Annotated in this window: 15 protein-coding genes; 1 reads left to right on the top strand and 14 read right to left on the bottom strand. The window is 66.1% G+C overall.

All coding sequences use genetic code 11. The features are described from left to right. Positions 1-15: 15 nt before the first annotated feature. The 7 genes from SR870_RS19290 to SR870_RS19260 are packed head-to-tail and all read right to left on the bottom strand — an operon-like array spanning position 16 to position 10,686. Positions 16-3,324 (bottom strand): carboxyl transferase domain-containing protein, encoded by a 3,309-nt coding sequence (locus tag SR870_RS19290; RefSeq protein ID WP_322515127.1) that lies wholly within the window; start codon positions 3,322-3,324, stop codon positions 16-18. A gap of 60 nt (positions 3,325-3,384) precedes the next feature. Continuing rightward, entirely contained in the window at positions 3,385-5,100 is a 1,716-nt protein-coding gene (locus tag SR870_RS19285; RefSeq protein WP_322515126.1) for an AMP-binding protein, read from the bottom strand. Positions 5,101-5,140: 40 nt separating this feature from the next. Then, positions 5,141-6,019 carry an ABC transporter permease gene (locus SR870_RS19280; protein ID WP_322515125.1) on the bottom strand — a complete coding sequence of 293 codons (879 nt, stop codon included), beginning with the start codon at positions 6,017-6,019 and terminating at the stop codon, positions 5,141-5,143. Further along, positions 6,016-6,972, bottom strand: coding sequence for an ABC transporter permease (locus SR870_RS19275; RefSeq protein WP_322515124.1), 957 nt, complete (start codon positions 6,970-6,972; stop codon positions 6,016-6,018). The genes SR870_RS19280 and SR870_RS19275 overlap by 4 nt, the downstream gene beginning before the upstream one ends. A gap of 48 nt (positions 6,973-7,020) precedes the next feature. Then, a complete protein-coding gene (locus SR870_RS19270) occupies positions 7,021-8,574 on the bottom strand; it encodes an ABC transporter substrate-binding protein (RefSeq protein ID WP_322515123.1) in 1,554 nt (517 codons plus the stop codon). A 28-nt stretch (positions 8,575-8,602) separates the two neighbouring features. Then, positions 8,603-9,631 carry an oligopeptide/dipeptide ABC transporter ATP-binding protein gene (locus tag SR870_RS19265; protein ID WP_322515122.1) on the bottom strand — a complete coding sequence of 343 codons (1,029 nt, stop codon included), beginning with the start codon at positions 9,629-9,631 and terminating at the stop codon, positions 8,603-8,605. Next, entirely contained in the window at positions 9,631-10,686 is a 1,056-nt protein-coding gene (locus SR870_RS19260; protein ID WP_322515121.1) for an ABC transporter ATP-binding protein, read from the bottom strand. The genes SR870_RS19265 and SR870_RS19260 overlap by 1 nt, the downstream gene beginning before the upstream one ends. Before the next feature lie 320 nt (positions 10,687-11,006). Here SR870_RS19260 and SR870_RS19255 point away from each other — a divergent pair, with 320 nt between their 5' ends. After that, positions 11,007-11,813 carry a GntR family transcriptional regulator gene (locus SR870_RS19255; protein ID WP_416221173.1) on the top strand — a complete coding sequence of 269 codons (807 nt, stop codon included), beginning with the start codon at positions 11,007-11,009 and terminating at the stop codon, positions 11,811-11,813. 23 nt (positions 11,814-11,836) lie between these two features. Here the strand turns inward: SR870_RS19255 and SR870_RS19250 are convergent, their stop codons facing one another. From SR870_RS19250 to cyoA, 7 genes are read right to left on the bottom strand one after another with little or no spacing between them, the layout of a single operon-like run. After that, positions 11,837-12,370 (bottom strand): response regulator transcription factor, encoded by a 534-nt coding sequence (locus SR870_RS19250; protein ID WP_011439137.1) that lies wholly within the window; start codon positions 12,368-12,370, stop codon positions 11,837-11,839. After that, the gene (locus SR870_RS19245; protein WP_322515120.1) at positions 12,363-13,775 is read right to left on the bottom strand and encodes an ATP-binding protein; all 1,413 of its coding nucleotides are present in this window, start codon (positions 13,773-13,775) and stop codon (positions 12,363-12,365) included. Before SR870_RS19245 ends, SR870_RS19250 begins: the two co-directional genes overlap by 8 nt. Next, positions 13,747-14,586 (bottom strand): SURF1 family protein, encoded by an 840-nt coding sequence (locus SR870_RS19240; protein WP_322515119.1) that lies wholly within the window; start codon positions 14,584-14,586, stop codon positions 13,747-13,749. Before SR870_RS19240 ends, SR870_RS19245 begins: the two co-directional genes overlap by 29 nt. A gap of 13 nt (positions 14,587-14,599) precedes the next feature. Continuing rightward, positions 14,600-14,992 carry a cytochrome o ubiquinol oxidase subunit IV gene (gene cyoD / locus SR870_RS19235; RefSeq protein ID WP_322515118.1) on the bottom strand — a complete coding sequence of 131 codons (393 nt, stop codon included), beginning with the start codon at positions 14,990-14,992 and terminating at the stop codon, positions 14,600-14,602. Beyond that, a complete protein-coding gene (gene cyoC, locus SR870_RS19230) occupies positions 14,989-15,618 on the bottom strand; it encodes a cytochrome o ubiquinol oxidase subunit III (RefSeq protein WP_322515117.1) in 630 nt (209 codons plus the stop codon). The genes cyoD and cyoC overlap by 4 nt, the downstream gene beginning before the upstream one ends. After that, positions 15,615-17,624, bottom strand: coding sequence for a cytochrome o ubiquinol oxidase subunit I (gene cyoB, locus SR870_RS19225; protein WP_322515116.1), 2,010 nt, complete (start codon positions 17,622-17,624; stop codon positions 15,615-15,617). Before cyoB ends, cyoC begins: the two co-directional genes overlap by 4 nt. Before the next feature lie 8 nt (positions 17,625-17,632). Further along, positions 17,633-18,790 (bottom strand): ubiquinol oxidase subunit II, encoded by a 1,158-nt coding sequence (cyoA, locus tag SR870_RS19220; RefSeq protein WP_322515115.1) that lies wholly within the window; start codon positions 18,788-18,790, stop codon positions 17,633-17,635. Positions 18,791-18,817: the final 27 nt, after the last annotated feature.

Genomic DNA, 18,817 nt, shown 5'->3' with positions numbered 1-18,817 from the left:
CAACAGGTCTTCGAACTACCAGGCGTCGATGCAGGGCCGCTTGCGGCCCTCACGCTGCGGCGGCGTCGGCACCGAGCGCAGCCCGGCCATGATCCAGCGCCGCGTCTCGGCCGGATCGATCACATTGTCGATCTCGCACACCGAGGCGATCGAGACCGCCTTGCCGTTGGCGTACATCTCGGCGACCTTGTTCTTGTAATAGGCCTCGCGCTCGACCGGATCGGCGATCGCCTCCATCTCCTTGCGGAAGCCGAGCCGGACATAGCCTTCGAGGCCCATGCCGCCGAACTCGCCGGTCGGCCACGCCGCGGTGAAGAACGAGGCGTGGAAGCCGCCGCCGATCATCGACTGCGCGCCGAGGCCGTAGCCCTTGCGCAGCACGATGCCGAACAGCGGCACCGTGAGACTGGCGCCGGTGACGAACATCCGCGCGACGTGGCGCACGATCGCGGTCTTCTCGGCTTCGGGCCCGACCATGAAGCCCGGCGTATCGCACAGCGACACGATCGGAATATCGAAGGCGTCGCACAGTTGCAGGAAGCGCGCCGCCTTGTCGCCGGCCGCCGCATCGATCGCGCCGCCGAGATGCTTCGGATTGTTGGCGATCAGGCCGAACGGCTTGCCCTCGATGCGGATGAAGGCGGTGACCATGCCGACGCCGAAGTCGCGGCGGATTTCCAGCACCGAGTCCTCGTCGGCGATCAGGTCGATGACATGGCGGATGTCGTAGACCCGCAGACGATTTTCGGGGATCGCACGCCGCAGCAGCCGTTGATCCGGCGCCCGCCAGTCCTTCACCGCGCCCTGGAAATAGGACAGATATTTCTGCGCGACCCGCGTCGCCTCCTCCTCGTCCTCGACCAGAATATCGACCACGCCGTTCGGCGACTGGAACGACACCGGGCCGACTTCGGCGGGGTGATACACGCCGAGGCCGCCGCCCTCGATCATCGCCGGGCCACCCATGCCGATCGAGGCGTTTTGCGTCGCGATGATCACGTCGCAGCAGCCGAGCATCGCCGCATTGCCGGCGAAGCAATAGCCGGAGACCACGCCGATCACCGGCACCAGGCCGGACAATCGCGCGAACTGCACGAAGGACGGACCGTCGAGGCCGGTGAGGCCGAGCCTATCGGTGTCGCCGGGACGGCCGCCGCCGCCTTCGGCGTAGAACACCAGCGGCATCTTCCATTGCTCGACCAGCGTCAGCATCCGGTCGATCTTCTTGTGATTCATGTGGCCCTGGGTGCCGGCCAGCACCGTGTAGTCGTAGGCGATCACCATGCAGCGCGCATCGTGCTCGCCGAACTGCGCGGCGTTGACGGTGGCGACGCCGGTGACGAGGCCGTCGGCCGGGGTGTTCTTGATCAGATCGTCGAGCGCGCGGCGGCGGCGCTGGCCGGCGATCGCGAGGCTGCCGTACTCCATGAACGAGCCGTCGTCGACCAGCTGGGCGACGTTCTCCCGCGCGGTGCGCTGATTGGTCTTGCGCCGCCGCGCCACCGAGTCGGGCCGGTTCTCGTCGAGCGTATTGCCCTGCCGCACCAGCATCTCGGCGAGGTCGGGACGGATATGGTCGAGATCGACTTCGGCCTCCTCGACGGCCAGATCGCCTTCGACGTCCTGCGGCTCGAGATACAGGATCGCCTCGCCCTGCATCAGCGTCACGCCGTCGGCGGTGACGATGCGGCGAATCCGGCCGCCCTGCTCGGCGGCGACGAGGTGCTCCATCTTCATCGATTCGATCACCGCGAGCTGCTGCCCCGGTCGCACCACGTCGCCTTCCGCAACCGTGATCGCCACCACGGTGCCCTGCAGCGGCGCGGCGATCACGACCGCGCCTTCGGGCGCGGCTTCGACCGCGGCCTTCGCGCCACCGTGCTGCGCATCACCACCCGGCAGCGCGATCAGTGGCGCAGCGAGCTTGTCGGCGGCGCCGACCAGCTCGGCGATGGTTCGGTCGATGAAGCTGGTGCTGACCTTGTTGGCCTTGAAGTCCGGATGCGCCAGGATCGCCTGGATGAACGGGATGTTCGTAGCAACGCCGTCGATGCGAAATTCACGCAGGCTGCGCGCCGCCTTGGCGACGACGTCCGGCCATTGCGACGGCGTGTGCACGATGACTTTGGCCAGCAGCGAGTCGAACGCCGCGCTGGTCCTGTAGCCGGCATAGCCGAACGTATCGACGCGCACGCCGGGGCCCGACGGCGGCTCGAAGATCGAAAGCGTGCCGCCGGTCGGATGCGTCGCGCCGCTCGCATCCATGGTTTCCATGTTGATACGAAGCTGCATCGCGAAGCCGCGCGGCCGCGGCACCGCGGCCTGATCGAGGCCGAGCGATTCCAGCGTGGCGCCGCCGGCGACCGCGATCTGCGAGCGCACCAGATCGATCGCAAGTACTTCCTCGGTCACGGTGTGCTCGACCTGCAGCCGCGGATTGGCCTCGATGAACGCGAACGCGCCGTCGCCCTCGCCGGCCTCATTGTCGACCAGGAATTCGAACGTGCCGAGACTGTCGTAGTTCGCCGCCGCCGCCAGCGTCTTGGCGGCTTCGAGGATGCGCCCGCGCAAGCCATCACTCAACGACGGACTCGGCGCGATCTCGACCAGCTTCTGGTTGCGGCGCTGGATCGTGCATTCGCGCTCCCACAGCTGACTGATGCCGCCGTGCTGATCGCCGATGATCTGCACCTCGATGTGCCGCGCATTGCGGATCAGCCGCTCGGCATAGACGCCGTCGCTGCCGAACGCCGCCTTCGCCTCGGACTGACAGCGCGCATAGGCCTCGTCGAGATCCTCGGCGCGCTCGACCACGCGCATGCCGCGACCGCCGCCGCCCGCCATCGCCTTGATCATCACCGCGGCATGATCGCCGAGCGAGCCGAAGAACGCCTTCACCTCGTCCAGAGTCGAAGGCCCCTGGGTGCCGGCGATGATCGGCACGCCGGATTTCTTGGCCAATTCCTTCGCCGCAACTTTGTCACCGAATAGCCGCAAGGCTTCGGGCGACGGACCAATGAACCGGATACCTTCCTCGGCGCAGCGCCGCGCCAGATCGGGGTTCTCGCTGAGGAAGCCGTAGCCGGGATGCAGAGCGTCGCAATGCGCCGCCTTGGCGGCCGCGATCACGCCCTCGATATCGAGATAGGCCCGCGCGCCGCGCCCGGGAATCTCCCGCGCCTCGTCGGCGATCCGCACATGCAGCGACGCCGCATCGTCGGCGGGGTGGATCGCGACGGTGGCGAGCCCGGCATCGGCCGCGGCCCGCGCGATGCGGATCGCGATCTCGCCCCGATTGGCAATCAGCAGCTTGCGAAAAGGCATCTCGAATATCCTCGTCAGATCATGATCTTGATGGCAGCGCGGGCCGCCGCGGTGGCAGTCTCAGAGCGGCGCGTTGGCGTTCAGTTCCTGCTTCTTCACCTTGCCGGTCGCGGTCATCGGCAGGGCGTCGATGATGCGGATTTCCGGCACCTTGTAGACCGCCATCCGCTCGGCGCACCATGCCTGCAACTCGGCCGCAGTGATCGTGCCCTCGGCCTCCGGCTTGAGCTGGATGAAAGCGACCGGCACCTGCCCCTTGCCCGGATCGTCGCGGCCGACCACGCCCGAGCCGAGCACCTGGGGATGCTGCCCGAGCAGCGCCTCGATCTCCGGCGGAAACACGCTCATCCCCTTGACCTTCAACATCTCTTTGCGACGGCCGAGGAAATGCAGGAAGCCCTGCGAATCGATGGTGCCGATATCGCCGGTGCGCAGCCAGCCGTCGACCAGCGACTCCGCGGTGGCCTGCGGCTTGTTCCAGTAGCTCTTGAGCAGCGACGGCGTCCGCACCCGGATCTCACCCTCGCCGCCGAGCGGCACCAGCTCGCCGGTCTCGAAATCGGTGATCTTGAATTCGGCGCCCGGCACCGGCAGACCGACGAAGATCGGCTGCGACACCAGATCGAAATCATCGTCCTGGAAGCCGGCCGTGAAGGTGTTGGAAGTATGGGTCTCGGTCATGCCCCAAGATGCTTCTGTGAGGATCGTGCCGGTGAGATCCTTCCAGCGCTTGCGATAGACGGGGTTGAGCTTCTTGACGAAGGAGACGACCCGCACCTGCTTCAGCGAGGACAGATCGAACTCCTTGAAGCGCGGATGATCCATCAGCTCGACCGCGCCGTCGACCGGCATCGCGGTGACGTCGACCTTGTAGCGGTCGATCGCCGACAGCACCCCGACCGCGTCCCACCGCGCCAGCAGCACCAGCGTCGCGCCGGCGAACAGCGGAAAGATCAGGCCGAAATTCTCGCCCGCGATCCAGAACTCCGGAAAGAAGGACAGGAACACGCTGTTTTCGTCGCCCGCGACCGAGATGCCGTGATTGGCGGCGGCGGTGTAGACCATGTCGCGCTGGGTGTGGACGCAGCCCTTCGGCATGCCGGTGGTGCCGCCGGTGTAGTTCAGCGCCGCGATATCGTCGAGCGCCGCGGGCGGCAGCGGCGCTGGTTCCGGCATCGCAGCGAGCGCGGACAACAGATCGGTCGCACCGGCCACCGTTACGCGTGGGCCGTTCACTGAATCGGGGACAGGGATCGTCGGCTGCGAAGGAATGACGTCGGCGAAGCTGGTGACGATCACCTCGCGCAGACTGGTCTCGCCGCGAACCTGCTCGACCACCGGGACGAGCTGATCCAGCGCGACGATGACTTCGGCATCGGTGTCGTTGAGCTCGTAGGACAGTTCGAACGCGCGCGACAGCGGGCTGACCGGCACATGGATCGCGCCGAGCTTGAGGATGCCGAAGAACACGATGTGAAACTGCGGACAGTTCGGCAGGAACACCGCAACGCGGTCGCCCTTGCGGACGCCCTTCTGCATCAGCAATGCGGCGAAGCGATCACTGAGCCGATCGAGCTCCGCATAGGTCGTGACGTGGCCGTAGAAGATCACCGCCGGCCGCTCCGGCGCGCGCTTCGCCCAGCCGCGCAGATACTCGCTCAGCGCGATTTCGCCCTGCGGATATTGCGGCGCGTTGGGAATCCCCTCGGGCCAGGCCTCGGCCCACAGCCCGTGCAGCGTCGCGAGATAGTCGGCTTCGGTGGGGGCAGCACTCATAGTCTTGTCCTTGTTGTTCTTGTTCTTGATCTTGGTCTTGTCAGTTGCGCTTCATGGTCGGATCGAGCGCGACCCGGAGCGATTCGCCGAGCGTGTTGTAGGCGAGCGCGGTGAACAGGATCGCGAGGCCGGGCGGATACATCTGCTCCGGCGCGATCTCCATGTTCTGATAGGCCCGCGCCAGCATCGCGCCCCAGCTCGGATCCGGCGGCTGAATGCCGAGGCCGAGGAAGCTGAGGCTGGCTTCTGCGAGCAGCGCCGCCGCCAGCAGCAGCGTGACCTGCACGATCACCGGCTGGATCGCGTTGGGCAGCACGTGGCGCCACAGGATGCGGCCGGTCGAGCCGCCGAAGCAACGCGCGGCGTCGACGTAGAGTTCGTGGCGCACCACCAGCGTGCGTGCGCGGACCAGCCGCGCGAGCTGCGGCGCGAACACGATGCCGACCGAGATCATACCGTTGGTGAGTCCGATGCCGAGCGCACCGGTGACCGCGATCGCCAGCACGATGGCGGGAAACGACAGGAAGCTGTCGATGACGCGGCTGATCATGGTGTCGACCCAGCCGCCGAGATAGCCGGCGAGCACGCCGACCGGCACGCCGATCAGCACCGCTATCGCCACCGCGAGGAAGCTCGCATACAGCGACGCCATCCCGCCGTAGATCAGCCGGCTCAGCGTGTCGCGGCCGAGATCGTCGGCGCCGAGCCAATGCGCCGCCGACATCGGCGCCAGCGCCGCATCGACGTCCTGCGCGAGCGGATCGTAGGGCGAGATCCACGGCGCGAGCAGTGAGATCACCAGCAGCACCAGCAGGAACGTCAGGCTGACCGCGCCGCGGATATCCGACACGAACCAGCGCACGAAGCGCCGCATCCGTCGCGGCCGATGCGCCGTTGCCGTCATCGCCACATCGGTCATGCCGCGATCCTCGGATCGAGAACGCTGTAGAGAATGTCGGTCAGCAGATTGAGCGACACCACGATCAGCACCATGGTGAACACCACGCCCTGCACCACAGGGAAGTCGCGATGCATCGCGGCGTTGACGATCAGGCCGCCCATGCCGGGGATCGCGAACACCGCCTCGACCACCACCGTCGCCGCCAGCATCCGGTTCGCCAGCAGGCTGATGACGGTGAGCAGGTTGACGCTGACGTTCTTCAGGCCGTGACGCCACAGGATCGACGAAGGCGGCAGGCCCTTGGCGTGCAGCGTCCGGACCTGTTGCGACGACAGAATCTCGACCAGCGACGAGCGAAGCTGCCGCGCCACCTCGGCGATGCCGCCCGAGGCCAAAGCGATCGCGGGCAAAATGGCATGGCTGAGAGAAGCCCACGGGTCTTTCGTGAACGCCACCGCCCCGGTCGCAGGCAGCCAGTTGAGCTGCAGCGAGAAGAACGCGACCAGCAACATGCCCAGCCAGAAATTCGGCACCGCGACGCCGAGCGAGGCGATCGCCATCACAACGCCGTCGATCCACGACCCCGGCTTGGTCGCAGCGGCGATGCCCAGCGGCACGCCGATCAGCAGCGCCGTGAGCAGCGCCAGCGTCACGATCAGCAGCGTGTGCGGCAGGCAGCGCTCGATCGAAGTCAGCACCGCTTCATTCGACACCAGCGAGTTCGACAGATCGCCCTGCACGGCCTTCGCCAGCCACGAGCCGTATTGCAGCAGGAACGGCTGATTGAGCCCGTAGACTTCACGAATCTCGGCGATCCGCTGTTCCGACGCGTTGTCGCCGGCGAGCGTCACCGCGACGTCGCCGGGCACCAGCTTGAGCAGGCCGAACACGATGAAGGTGGACAACACCACCACCGGGATCGCCTGCAGCACCCGGCGTCCGACGATGTGAAGACGTGCAGCGTTCAACATGAGGACCCGATCCGGAACGGGCGCCGCAGATCGTGCGGCGCCGTTCGCTCACGCGAGGGAGATGTTTTCGAACTTCGGCTTGCCGAGCAGATTGGGCTTGAAGCCCTTCACCTTGGACGACAGCGCATCGAGTTCGAACTGAAACGCCAGCGGTGCCGACAGCGCCTGCTCCACCGTGATCCGCTGGATCTTGGCGAACACCTCGGCGCGCTTGGCGAGATCCTCGCTGACGCGGCTTTCGAGGATCAGCTTGGACAGCTCCGGGTCCGCGGTGCGGCCGGCGTTGTAGTACGCGCCTTTGTCGAAGCCGAGCCCATAGGTCATGCTCGGATCGGGCCGTCCGGTCCAGGCCGACACCAAGAGGTCGAACTTCTTCTCCTGCGCGAAGAACTGCGCGCTGATCTCCGCGATCGTGCCGCGGGTGAACTTCAGGCGGATGCCGACCTTGCCGAGCTGATCCTGGATCACCTCGCCGCGGCGCACCGAGTCCTGATCGGTGTAGCCGCCGATCGTCAGGTCGAGGCCGTCCTTGTAGCCGGCCTCCGCGAGTAGCTTCTTCGCCTTTTCTGGATCGTGCGGATAGGTGCCGGCGACATCCTTGTTGAATGCCCAGTGCGAACTCGGCAGCGTCATACGGGCGGGTTCGCCGAGCCCGCTCAGCGCCGCCTTGACGAAGGTGTCGCGATCGAACGCGAAGTTGATCGCCTGCCGGACCTTGAGATTGTCGAGCGGCGCGCGGGCGTAGTTGAAATACACCTGGATGCAGTAAAGCGTCGGCGAGCTGACCATGGTCAGATCCTTGGCGCGTTCGATCACCGGCTTCAGCCGCGCCGGCAACTGGAACGCCATGTCGTTCTGGCCGGCAACCACCGACCGCAACGCCGTGGCGTTTTCGGTGATGATGTTGAACTCGATGCCGTCGAGATACGGCCGGCCCTTGCGCCAGTAATTCTCGTGGCGAGCCACGACGATGATCTCGTTGTCGTTCCAGCGCACGAATTTCCACGGCCCGGCGCCCACCGGCTTGCGGTCTGTCTCGTTGCCAAGCGCCTTGATGTTGGTCGGCGACACCATCATGCCGGCGCGGTCGGACAGGATCGCCGGCAGGGACGTATCCGGGCTCTTCAGTTTCAGCGTCACCTGCAGCGGACTACTCACCTCGATCGACTCGATGCTGGCGAGATCCGACTTAATATTGGACCGCTGATCGGAGCGGTTGCGATCGAGGTTGAACTTGACGGCCTCGGCATCGAGCGGCGTGCCGTCGTGAAACTGGATGCCGGGGGTGATGTCGATCACCATCGTGGTTGGATCCGGATACGACCATTTCGCCATCCCGGGCTTCGGCTTCAGCGTCTCGTAGTCCCACTCGACCAGCGTGTCGTAGATCGTCCAGAGAATGCTGTGATCGGAGCCGGCGCCACCGGTCGCCGGATCGAGCGACGACGGGTTCGCCGGCGCTGCGACCTTCAGCACGCCGCCCTTCTTGGGCTCCTGCGCCAGCGCCGGCAGACCGACCGCAGCGGCCGCGGCGCCACCGCCGATCAGCGCCAGAATATCGCGGCGTCGCAAGGTTCGTGATCCGAGATCGAATACGCGCATGGTGTCCTCCCAATGATCCTGATTTTGATTACGACGCGGATCGCGCCTCTTGATTGTCGGCCGGCGGCCCTTCGGCCGTCGCGAAATGGCAGGCGACGCGATGGCCCGGCCTGACGTCGCGCCAGGCCGGCACCTCGTCCGCGCAGCGCGGCTGCACCGACGGGCATCGGGTGCGGAAGCGGCAGCCCGAGGGTGGCGCGACCGGGCTCGGAATCTCGCCTTCGAGAATGATGCGGCGATCGACCCGCAGATGCGACGGCAACGGACTCGGCTCCGCCGACAGCAGCGCGCGCGTATAGGGATGCAGCGGCCGCTCGACCACGTCTTCGGCGGGGCCGAGCTCCATCAGCTTGCCGAGATACGTCACCGCGATGCGATCGGAGATGTGCGACACCACCGAAATGTCGTGGGTGATGAACACATAGGTGAGGCCGAATTCGCGCTGCAGATCGGCGAACAGGTTCAGCACGTCGCCGCGGATCGAGACGTCGAGCGCCGCGACGACCTCGTCGCAGACGATCAGTTTGGGCCGCAGCGTCAGCACCCGCGCGATGTTGACGCGCTGCTTCTGCCCGCCCGAAAGCTGATGCGGATAGCGATCGGCGGCCTCGGCGGCGAGTCCGACGCGCTCCAGCACCTCGATGCCGCGGCGGCGACGCGAGGCGGCGTCGCCCTCTCCGAGGACTTCGAGCGGCTCGACCACGCTGTCGATGATCGTCATCCGCGGATTGAGCGCGGCATTCGGATCCTGGAAGATGATCTGATAGTCGCGGCGATGCTTGCGAAACGCCCGGTTGCCCAGCGTCGCCGGATCGGTGCCGTCGTGCAGGATGTGGCCGTGGGTCGGCCGCAGCAGCGATACCAGAGCCCTTCCGAGCGTGGTCTTGCCTGAGCCGGATTCCCCGATGATGCCGAAGGTCTCGCCGGCGCGCACCTCGAAATCCATGCCGTCGATCGCCTTGACGGTGTCCCGGCCATCGCGCGACGGAAACAGGATGCGCAGATCGCGCACCGCGAGAATGCCGGCGTCGGCATCGGTCTGTTGCGGAGCAGCCATCAGTTCACCGCTCCCGGGAGGGCGAGGTCCGGCGCGCGCCAGCATCGCGCGGCGTGGCCAGGATCGATCGCGATCATGCGCTGATCCTGCTCGCAGCCCGGCGCCGCATGGGAGCAGCGCGAGCGGAAACGGCAGCCGGCGGGCATCGCCTGCGGCGACGGAACGCGGCCGGGAATCGAGGCGAGCACGCCGCGACGTTTGCTCAGCCCAGGCAATGAGCGCAGCAGGCCGGAGGTGTAGGGATGGCGCGGCCGGGTCAGCACGTCGTCGACCGGCGCGTCCTCGACGACTTCGCCCGCATACATCGTGATCATCCGGGTGCAGGTCTCGGCGACGACGCCGAGATCGTGGGTGATGAAGATCAGCGCCGTGCCGGTGCGTTCGCTGAGCGAGCGCAACAGATCGGTGATCTGCGCCTGGACGGTGACGTCGAGCGCCGTGGTCGGCTCGTCGGCGATCAGCAGCTTCGGCTTGCAGATCAGCGCCATCGCGATCATCACGCGCTGGCGCATGCCGCCGGAAAGCTGATGCGGATATTCGTCGCAGCGCCGCTCCGGCGCGGGAATCCCCACTTCGCGCAGCGCCGCGATGGCGCGCTCGCGCCCTTCCGCCTTGCTGGCGGGAAAATGGATGCGATAGGCCTCGCTGATCTGATCGCCGACGGTGAATACCGGATCGAGCGCGCTCATCGGCTCCTGAAAGATCATCGCGATGTCGCGGCCACGCACCGCGCGCATCCGCCGCGGCGACAGCTTCAAGAGATCGGCGCCGTCGAACAGCACGTCGCCTTCGATCCGCGCGGAGTGCGTCGGCAGCAATCGCAGCAGCGACAGCCCGGTAACGGTCTTGCCGCAGCCGCTCTCACCGACCAGGCCGACGCGCTCGCCGGGCGCGACCGTGAAGCTCACGTTCCGGGTGACCGGCAACGCGCCGGCGGCGGTCGCGAACGACAGCGACAGGTTGCGCACCTCGAGCAAGGGCTGCGGCCCGACACCGGGCTGCACGGCGCGAGGCGTGCCGGCGCCGGTCGATGCGGAAGTATCGATCATGCTCATCGCGACGATTCAGCGGGAAGCCGGCTGCACGCCGCGCGCGCGCCGAACAGTCATCGCGACATGCGCCTTCGCGAGACGTTCGACACGGAGCGACGCGTCATCCCGGGGGTCTTGGTGGCGAACGTGTTTCGGCGCGGACATCGTCACAACTGATCCTCCCATCCGTCCGATCTGCGTCGGTACGGTGCATCGCGGGCCGGCGGTCGGCCGATTGCGGTGCGCGATACACGCCGATCAAAGGCCATCGATTGTCAATTGTCAACAATTGACAATTGGACTACTTTGTCCGCGTGGCGGAAGAGACGAGAGTGGCGGGGGACATCGTGGCAGCGACGTATCGCAGGCCGGCGACCGGGAGTGACGGCACCCACGAGCGGCGGTTCGCGCCGCGCACGCTGCCGGACCAGGTCGCCGAAGAACTCGGCGCCGAGATCGTCTCGGGCCGACGCAAGGCGGGCGAGCGCCTCGTCGAACTCGATCTGGCGCGCGACTTCGGCGTCAGTCGCGGGCCGATCCGCGAAGCGATTCGGATTCTCGAACGTCGCCGGCTGGTCGAATTGCTGCCGCGGCGCGGCGCCTACATCAAGCCGGTGTCGCTGAAATCAGTCGCCGATCTGTTCAACGTCCGCACCGCGCTGTCGATGCTGGCGGTGCGGACCATGGCGACCACGCCGGTCGAGAGCTACATCGACACGCTCGCGCGACGCTGCGCGGAATTGAAGGCGCAGGTCGAGCCCGACGATCCGATCGCCTTCGCGCGGACCACGACGCGGGCGGTCAAGACCATTGCGCGCGGCTCCGGCAATCAGTTGCTGGTCGAACTGCTCACCGACCTCGCCGATCAGACCGTGTGGACGACGATCTGGAAGTCGCCGCTGGACTATCAGACGCCGGAGATTCGGCGGCTCAGCGCCGACCTGATGGCGGCGACGCTGAAGGCGATCCGGCAGCGCCGGCCGAATGCGGCCGTGACCCATCTCGGCGAATTGCTGGAAGGCGACCGCGACCGCGCGCTGGCAACGCTCTCGCAGATCCGCGGCGAGGCCTTCGACCTCAGCGCGCTGGCGCATGTCGATGAGACCGGCGCGGCGCCCCCGACCATTGCGGGCAGCGACCGGACAGCCTGAGGGCTCAGGCCGGGATGCTACGCCTACCTGACCTGCCGCTTTTCGAGCTTGCGCGCCAGGGTCCGGCGATGCATGCCGAGCCGCCGCGCGGCTTCGGAGATGTTGAACTCGCTTTCGATCAGGGTCTGGTGGATGCGTTCCCATTCCAGCGTCTTGATCGAGGTCGGCTGGCTCGCCAGCGCGATGTCGGCGTTGCCCTCGGCCTTGCGGAACGCGGCCTCGATGTCGTCGGTGTTCGACGGCTTGGCGAGGTAGTGGCAGGCGCCGAGCTTGATCGCCTCGACCGCGGTGGCGATGCTGGCGAAGCCGGTCAGGACGACGATCAGCATCTCCGGGTCCTGAGCGTGCAGCAGTTCGACGCAGGCGAGCCCAGAGGCGCCGCCGAGTTTGAGGTCGACCACGGCGTAGCCGAACGAACGCTCGTCCAACGCGTCGCGCACCTCGTCGATGGTCGAGGCGTGCACGACTTCGTAGCCGCGACGCTCGAACGAGCGTTTCAGCGTGCGGGCGAATCCGGCGTCGTCCTCGACGACGATCAACGAGCGTTCTTCAATCAAATTGGTCTCCGATCGCCAGCGTCGAGAGCGGCAGCACCAGCTTGACCTTGGCGCCGCGGTTGCGGAGGTTTTCGGCCGTCATCGAGCCGCCGAGCTTGCGCACCACATTCATCACCAGGAACAGGCCGAGACCGCCTCCGGCCCGGCCCTTGCTCGACTGATACGGCTTGCCGATCTGCGTCAGCATGTCCTTCGGAAAGCCGGGACCGCGATCGCTGATCGACAGCACCAGATTGTCGCCGTCGCGTTCGGCGAACAGCTCGATCCAGTCGCGCGAAACCTCGAAGGCATTGTCCAGCACGTTGAAAATCGCCTGCTTCAGCGTCACGTCGGAAACGATCGGCAGGTCTTCCCCGAACGCGTTGACGAGGTGCAGCGTCGTCTTGCAGCGCGCATTCTGCCATTCCTCGACGAGCGCCGACAGAAACGCCGACACCGTGGTCGGCGACGACCCCTCGCCGCGCGCCTCGCCGGCCGAAACCAGAATCCCGGTCACGATCGATTGGCAGCGCTTCAGCGCCGTCTCCATTTCGGTGAGGTCTTCGGCGAGTTCGCGATCGGCCGTGATCTGCGGCATCCGGCGCCAGTCGCTGAGAATGACCGAGACCGACGCCAGCGGCGTGCCGAGCTCATGCGCGGCGCCGGAGGCGAGCAGACCCATCCGCACGATGTGGTCCTGCTCGGCGGCGTGCTGACGCAACGCCGCCAGATGCGCGTCGCGTTCGCGCAGATTGCGATGAATTCGCGTGACGAACACCACCAGCAGCACCGCGTTCAGCGCGAAGCCGATCAGCATGCCGGCGACGGCCAGATTGACCGGGTCGCCCGCGGCCGGCGGCAGCACCAGCGGGCGCGACGCTTCGGTCAGCCAGAGGAACGCGGTGAACACGACCGCCACCAGTGACCAGCTCGAACGGCTGTCGAGCAGCACGGCGCCGAGCGTCACCTGCAGCAGATACAGCGATGTGAACGGATTGGTGATGCCGCCGCTGAGATAGAGCAGAGCCGTCAGCGCGACGACATCGAGGATCAGCGCGACCAGCAGATCGCGATTGCTGATCGCGATGCGATAGCGCATCCACGCCAGGCTGGCGATGTTGAGCGCGACCAGCCCGAGCACGACGGCGCCCATCGGTACGATCGGCAGCGGGGCACCGAGCCACGAATGCACCGCCCCGATGGTGACGATCTGCCCGATCACCGCGGTCCAGCGGAGCTGGATCAGCAGCGCCATGTTCTTGCGGTCGGTCGCATCGTCGGCGGGCGAAGCGTCGATCGGCAGAGGTGTGCCGCCATCGCTCGGGCGAGGCGCACCGGGCTGGCCGCCGGGAGCGGGCCAGGACGCATTGTCCCGCAACGTCCAGCCGTCCTTGTCGTCAGCGATGCCCGGAGATCGGTCCAGCATGTGATCCTGTTACGAGGGCGGAATGCGCCGCTTCGCCCGGTCCGCGGCCGCCGCCCTTGCGGCGGGGAAATCTGCCGCCGAAGACGACGACACCAAGCCAGCCCGCCAGCATAAATGCCAGGCAAAACCACGTGAGCGCATAGATCAAGTGGTTGTTGGGAAACCGGATCACGGTCAGTCCGCCAATCGGCTGCCCGTCGGCGTCGAGCGAAGCGTCGGCGTCGATGAAGAAAGGCGCGATATTCTCGACGCTTCGCGTCTGCGCGATCGCCGCGACATCGCGCGAATACCAGCGGTCGGCGGCGGGGTCGTTGTGGCGCAGGAAGCCACCGCCGGGTTCCGTCACGCGTAACAGACCGTTAACCGTGACCTCGCCGGACGGCTCGCCGTCCCGTCGGGTCGCACGGTCCCGCTGGTCTGGCCGAACGTATCCGCGATTGATCAGAACGTTGCGGCCGTCGTCGGCGTGCAGCGGCGTGATCACCCAGAATCCGCCGCCGAAATCGGTGACGGCCTGCACCAGCGTCTCGCGGTCGTGCAGGAAGCGGCCGGTCACGGTCACCCGTCGATATTCGTCGCGGGCGGCGGTCACCGCGGGCCAGGACGCCACGGGGGGCAACGATGCGGGTGCGGCATGAGCGCGCTGCTCGACCCGGTCGATCAGCGCCAGTTTCCAGGCGCGCCGCTCGATCTGCCAGACGCCGAGCGCGATCAATCCGATCACGCCGGCGATCGCCGGGATCGTCAGCCACAGCGAGGGCCACCGCGCGAATTCGCGGCCGCCGGTTGCCGGATCGCTGTCGGGCGTCACGATGGCGCCGTCCTCAGCGCCGGATCATGTCGTGGGCCGGCATCATGTTGGTGGTGAGATGGTGCATCACCCACAGCGAACCGGCCAGCGCGATCACCACCATCACGATGGTGAAGATCAGCGCCATCATCGTCCAGCCCTGCTCGGCGGAGGTGGTCATGTGCAGGAAGTAGATCATGTGCACCACGATTTGCACCGCCGCGAACGCCATGATCACGAGGCCGGTCGCCTGCTTGTTGCCGAGCACATCGCCCATCACCAGCCAGAACGGAATCGCGGTGAGAACCACCGACAGTCCGAAGCCGATCAGATAGCTCTTCAACGTACCATGGGCATGCGCGGCCTCGTGGGCCTCCTGGCCGTGGTCGTGGCCGTGCGCGTCGACGGGGGCGGAATTGATGCTCATCGCAAGGTTCCCAACAGATAGACGAAGGTGAACACGCCGATCCACACCACGTCGAGGAAGTGCCAGAACATGCTGAGGCACATCAGCCGGCGGCGGTTGGCTTCGATCAGGCCGCTGCGCGCGACCTGCGTCATCAGCGTCACCAGCCAGATGATGCCGAACGTCACGTGCAGGCCGTGGGTGCCGACCAGCGTGAAGAACGACGACAGGAAGGCGCTCCGCTGCGGCGTCGCACCTTCATGGATCATGTGGTGGAACTCGTAGAGTTCGATGCCGAGGAAGGCGAGTCCGAACAGGCCGGTGATCGCCAGCCACATCTGCGTCGCGCCGACCTGGCGCTTCTCCATCGTCAGCATCGCGAAGCCGTAGGTGATCGACGACATCAGCAGCATCGCGGTGTTGAGAGCGACCAGCTTCAGATCGAACAGGTCCTTCGGCGCCGGGCCGGCCGCGTAGTTGCCGCCGAGCACGCCATAGGTCGCGAACAGGATCGCGAAGATGAGACAATCGCTCATCAGATAGATCCAGAAGCCGAGCATCGTGCTCGCGCCTTCCGGATGCGCGTGCTCGTCGACGACGTGGAACACCGGCTCGGCGGCCTGAGGGGTGGCGACGGCGACGCTCATGGCTTGGCTCCCGCGGCGAGCAGACGGGTCCGCTCGTCCTCGACGCGAACGACCTCATCGGCGGGGATGTGGAAGTCGCGGTGATAGTTGAAGGTGTGGCCGATCGCGACGGCGAGCAGCGCGATGAAGGAGATCGCCGCCAGCCACCAGATGTACCAGATCAGGCCGAACGCCATCATCGTGCTGAGCCCGGCGAGGATGATGCCGGTGCCGGTGTTGCTCGGCATGTGGATCGGCTTGAAGCCTTCGAGCGGACGCTGGTAGCCGGCCCGCTTCATGTCCCACCACGCATCGGAGTCGCGCACCATCGGCGTGAAGGCGAAATTGTAGTCCGGCGGCGGCGACGACGTCGCCCATTCCAGCGTGCGACCGTTCCACGGATCGCCGGTGACGTCGCGGAGCTGTTCGCGACGCATCACGCTGACGGCGATCTGGATCAGGAACGCGGCGATGCCGACCGCGACCAGAAACGCACCGAAGCCTGCGATAATGAACCAGATCTGTAGGCTCGGATCGTCGAACACCCGCAGACGCCGCGTGACGCCCATCAGGCCGAGCACATACAGCGGCATGAAGGCGAGGTAGAAGCCGACCACCCAGCACCAGAACGAGACCTTGCCCCAGAACACGTCGAGCTTGAAGCCGAACGCCTTCGGGAACCAGTAGGCGATGCCGGCGAACGCACCGAACACCACGCCGCCGATGATGACGTTGTGAAAGTGCGCGACCAGGAACAGGCTGTTGTGCAGCACGAAATCGGCCGGCGGCACCGCGAGCAGCACGCCGGTCATGCCGCCGATCACGAAAGTCAGCATGAAGGCGATCGTCCACATCATCGGCAGGTCGTAGCGGATACGGCCCCGATACATCGTGAACAGCCAGTTGAACATCTTCGCCCCGGTGGGGATCGAGATGATCATCGTGGTGATGCCGAAGAAGGAGTTGACGCTGGCGCCCGAGCCCATCGTGAAGAAATGGTGCAGCCACACCAGATACGACAGGATGGTGATGACCACCGTGGCGTAGACCATCGAGGTGTAGCCGAACAGCCGCTTGCCGGAGAACGTCGAGGTGACTTCGGAGAAGATCCCGAAGGCCGGCAGGATGAGGATGTAGACCTCCGGATGGCCCCAGATCCAGATCAGGTTCACGTACATCATCGGGTTGCCGCCGAAGTCGTTCGTGAAGAAATTGGTGCCGACGTAGCGATCGAGCGACAGCAGCGCCAGCACCACCGTCAGCACCGGAAACGACGCGACGATCAGGATGTTGGTGCAAAGCGAGGTCCAAGTGAAGATCGGCATCCGCATCATCGTCATGCCGGGCGCCCGCAGCTTGACGATGGTGCAGATCAGGTTGACGCCCGACAATGTCGTGCCCACACCCGCGACCTGCAGCGCCCATATATAGTAGTCGACCCCGACGTCCGGACTGTAGCCGATGTTCGAGAGCGGCGGGTAGGCCAGCCAGCCCGTGCGCGCGAATTCGCCGATGAACAGCGAGATCATCACCAGCACGGCGCCGGCCGTGGTCATCCAGAAGCTGAAATTGTTGAGGAACGGGAACGACACGTCGCGGGCGCCGATCTGCAGCGGCACGACGTAGTTCATCAGTCCGGTGACCAGTGGCATCGCCACGAAGAAGATCATGATCACGCCGTGGGCCGTGAACACCTGATCGTAGTGATGCGCGTTGAGGTAACCCTCGGAGCCGCCGAAGGCCATCGCCTGCTGCAGCCGCATCATCACCGCGTCGGCGAAGCCGCGCAGCAGCATGACGATGCCGAGGATCATGTACATGATCCCGATGCGCTTGTGGTCGACGGTGGTGAACCACTCGCGCCACAGATAGCCCCAGAGCTTGAAGTAGGTCAGGCCGGCGACCAGCGCGGCGCCGCCGATCGCAACCGCGACGAAGGTGAGGACGACGATCGGCTCGTGCAGCGGCAGCGACTCCAGCGTCAGCCGGCCGAAGATCGCTTTGACGATATCAGGATTGGTGAGCATGCGATCCCTCAGGACTCGGATTTCGACGTCGAGCCGAACGGCAAGGAGGTGGACGACCCGAGCGGCGTGAGCAGCGCCGGACGCTTCAGCCCGGCGCCGAGCAGCGGCGTGCCGTCCCGGACCGCGGCCGTGACGCGGCCCTGCGGCTCGTCGACGGTGCAGGTGCCGGCGACGAAGCTCGGCTCCGGCCCGAGCGCGGTGCCGCGGCGGGCGTATTTGTCGTAGGCGAGCGGCAGCGTGTTGCGCAGGCCGGCCATGCCGTTGCCGCCGCGCGCGTCGATCGCCATCATCTCGCTCATGCACATCTTGCCCGGCTCGACACACATATTGAGGATGGCGCGATACAGATCGCTGTCGACCTTGCCGAAGCCGCGGGCGGGCTCGTTGCTGCTGGGCTTCTCCAGCACCAGATATTCAGTGCGGCCCAGCGCGTCGGGGCTCGCCTTGATGCGCGCGATCCATTGCTCGAATCCGGCATCGTCGAGCCCGTGAAACGCGAAGTGCATGCCGGAGAAGCCGGCGCCGCTGTAGTTCGCCGAGAAACCCTTGTACTTGCCGGCATGATTGACCACCGCGTGCAGCTTGGTCTCCATGCCCGGCATCGCGTAGATCTGCCCCGCGAGCGCCGGGATGTAGAACGAATTCATCACCGACGACGCCGTGATCCGGAAATTGATCGGGCGGTCGACCGGCGCGGCGAGTTCGTTGAGCGAAGCGACGCCGTATTCCGGATAGATGAACAACCACTTCCAATCGAGCGCGACGACATTGACCTCGAGCGGGGTCTGGGCGCGGTCGATCGGCCGATCATGGGCAATGCGGTCGAGCGAGCGATAAGGATCGAGCAGATGCGTGCCCATCCAGGTGATCGCCCCGAGACAAATGATGATCGCCAGCGGCGCCGACCAGATCACCAGTTCGAGGCCGGTCGAATGGTCCCAGTCGGGATCGTATTGCGCCGCGTCGTTGGAGTGCCGGTAGCGCCAGGCGAACCACACCGTCAGCGCCATCACCGGCAGAACGATCAGCAGCATCAGCACCGTCGAGATCACGATCAGATCGCGCTGTTGCACGGCAATGTCGCCGGCCGGCGCCATCACCACGAAGTTGCAGCCGCTCAACAGTGCCGCCAAAGGTAGCAGAGCCAGGATTTTGAGACGTGCCAACGTTCCGCCCTTTGAGAATGAGAATGT

The sequence above is a fragment of the Rhodopseudomonas palustris genome (assembly GCF_034479375.1).
GTDB classification, from domain to species: domain Bacteria; phylum Pseudomonadota; class Alphaproteobacteria; order Rhizobiales; family Xanthobacteraceae; genus Rhodopseudomonas; species Rhodopseudomonas palustris_M.
Note: the sequence above shows the minus strand (reverse complement) of the source record. Positions and strands in the feature narration are given on the sequence as shown.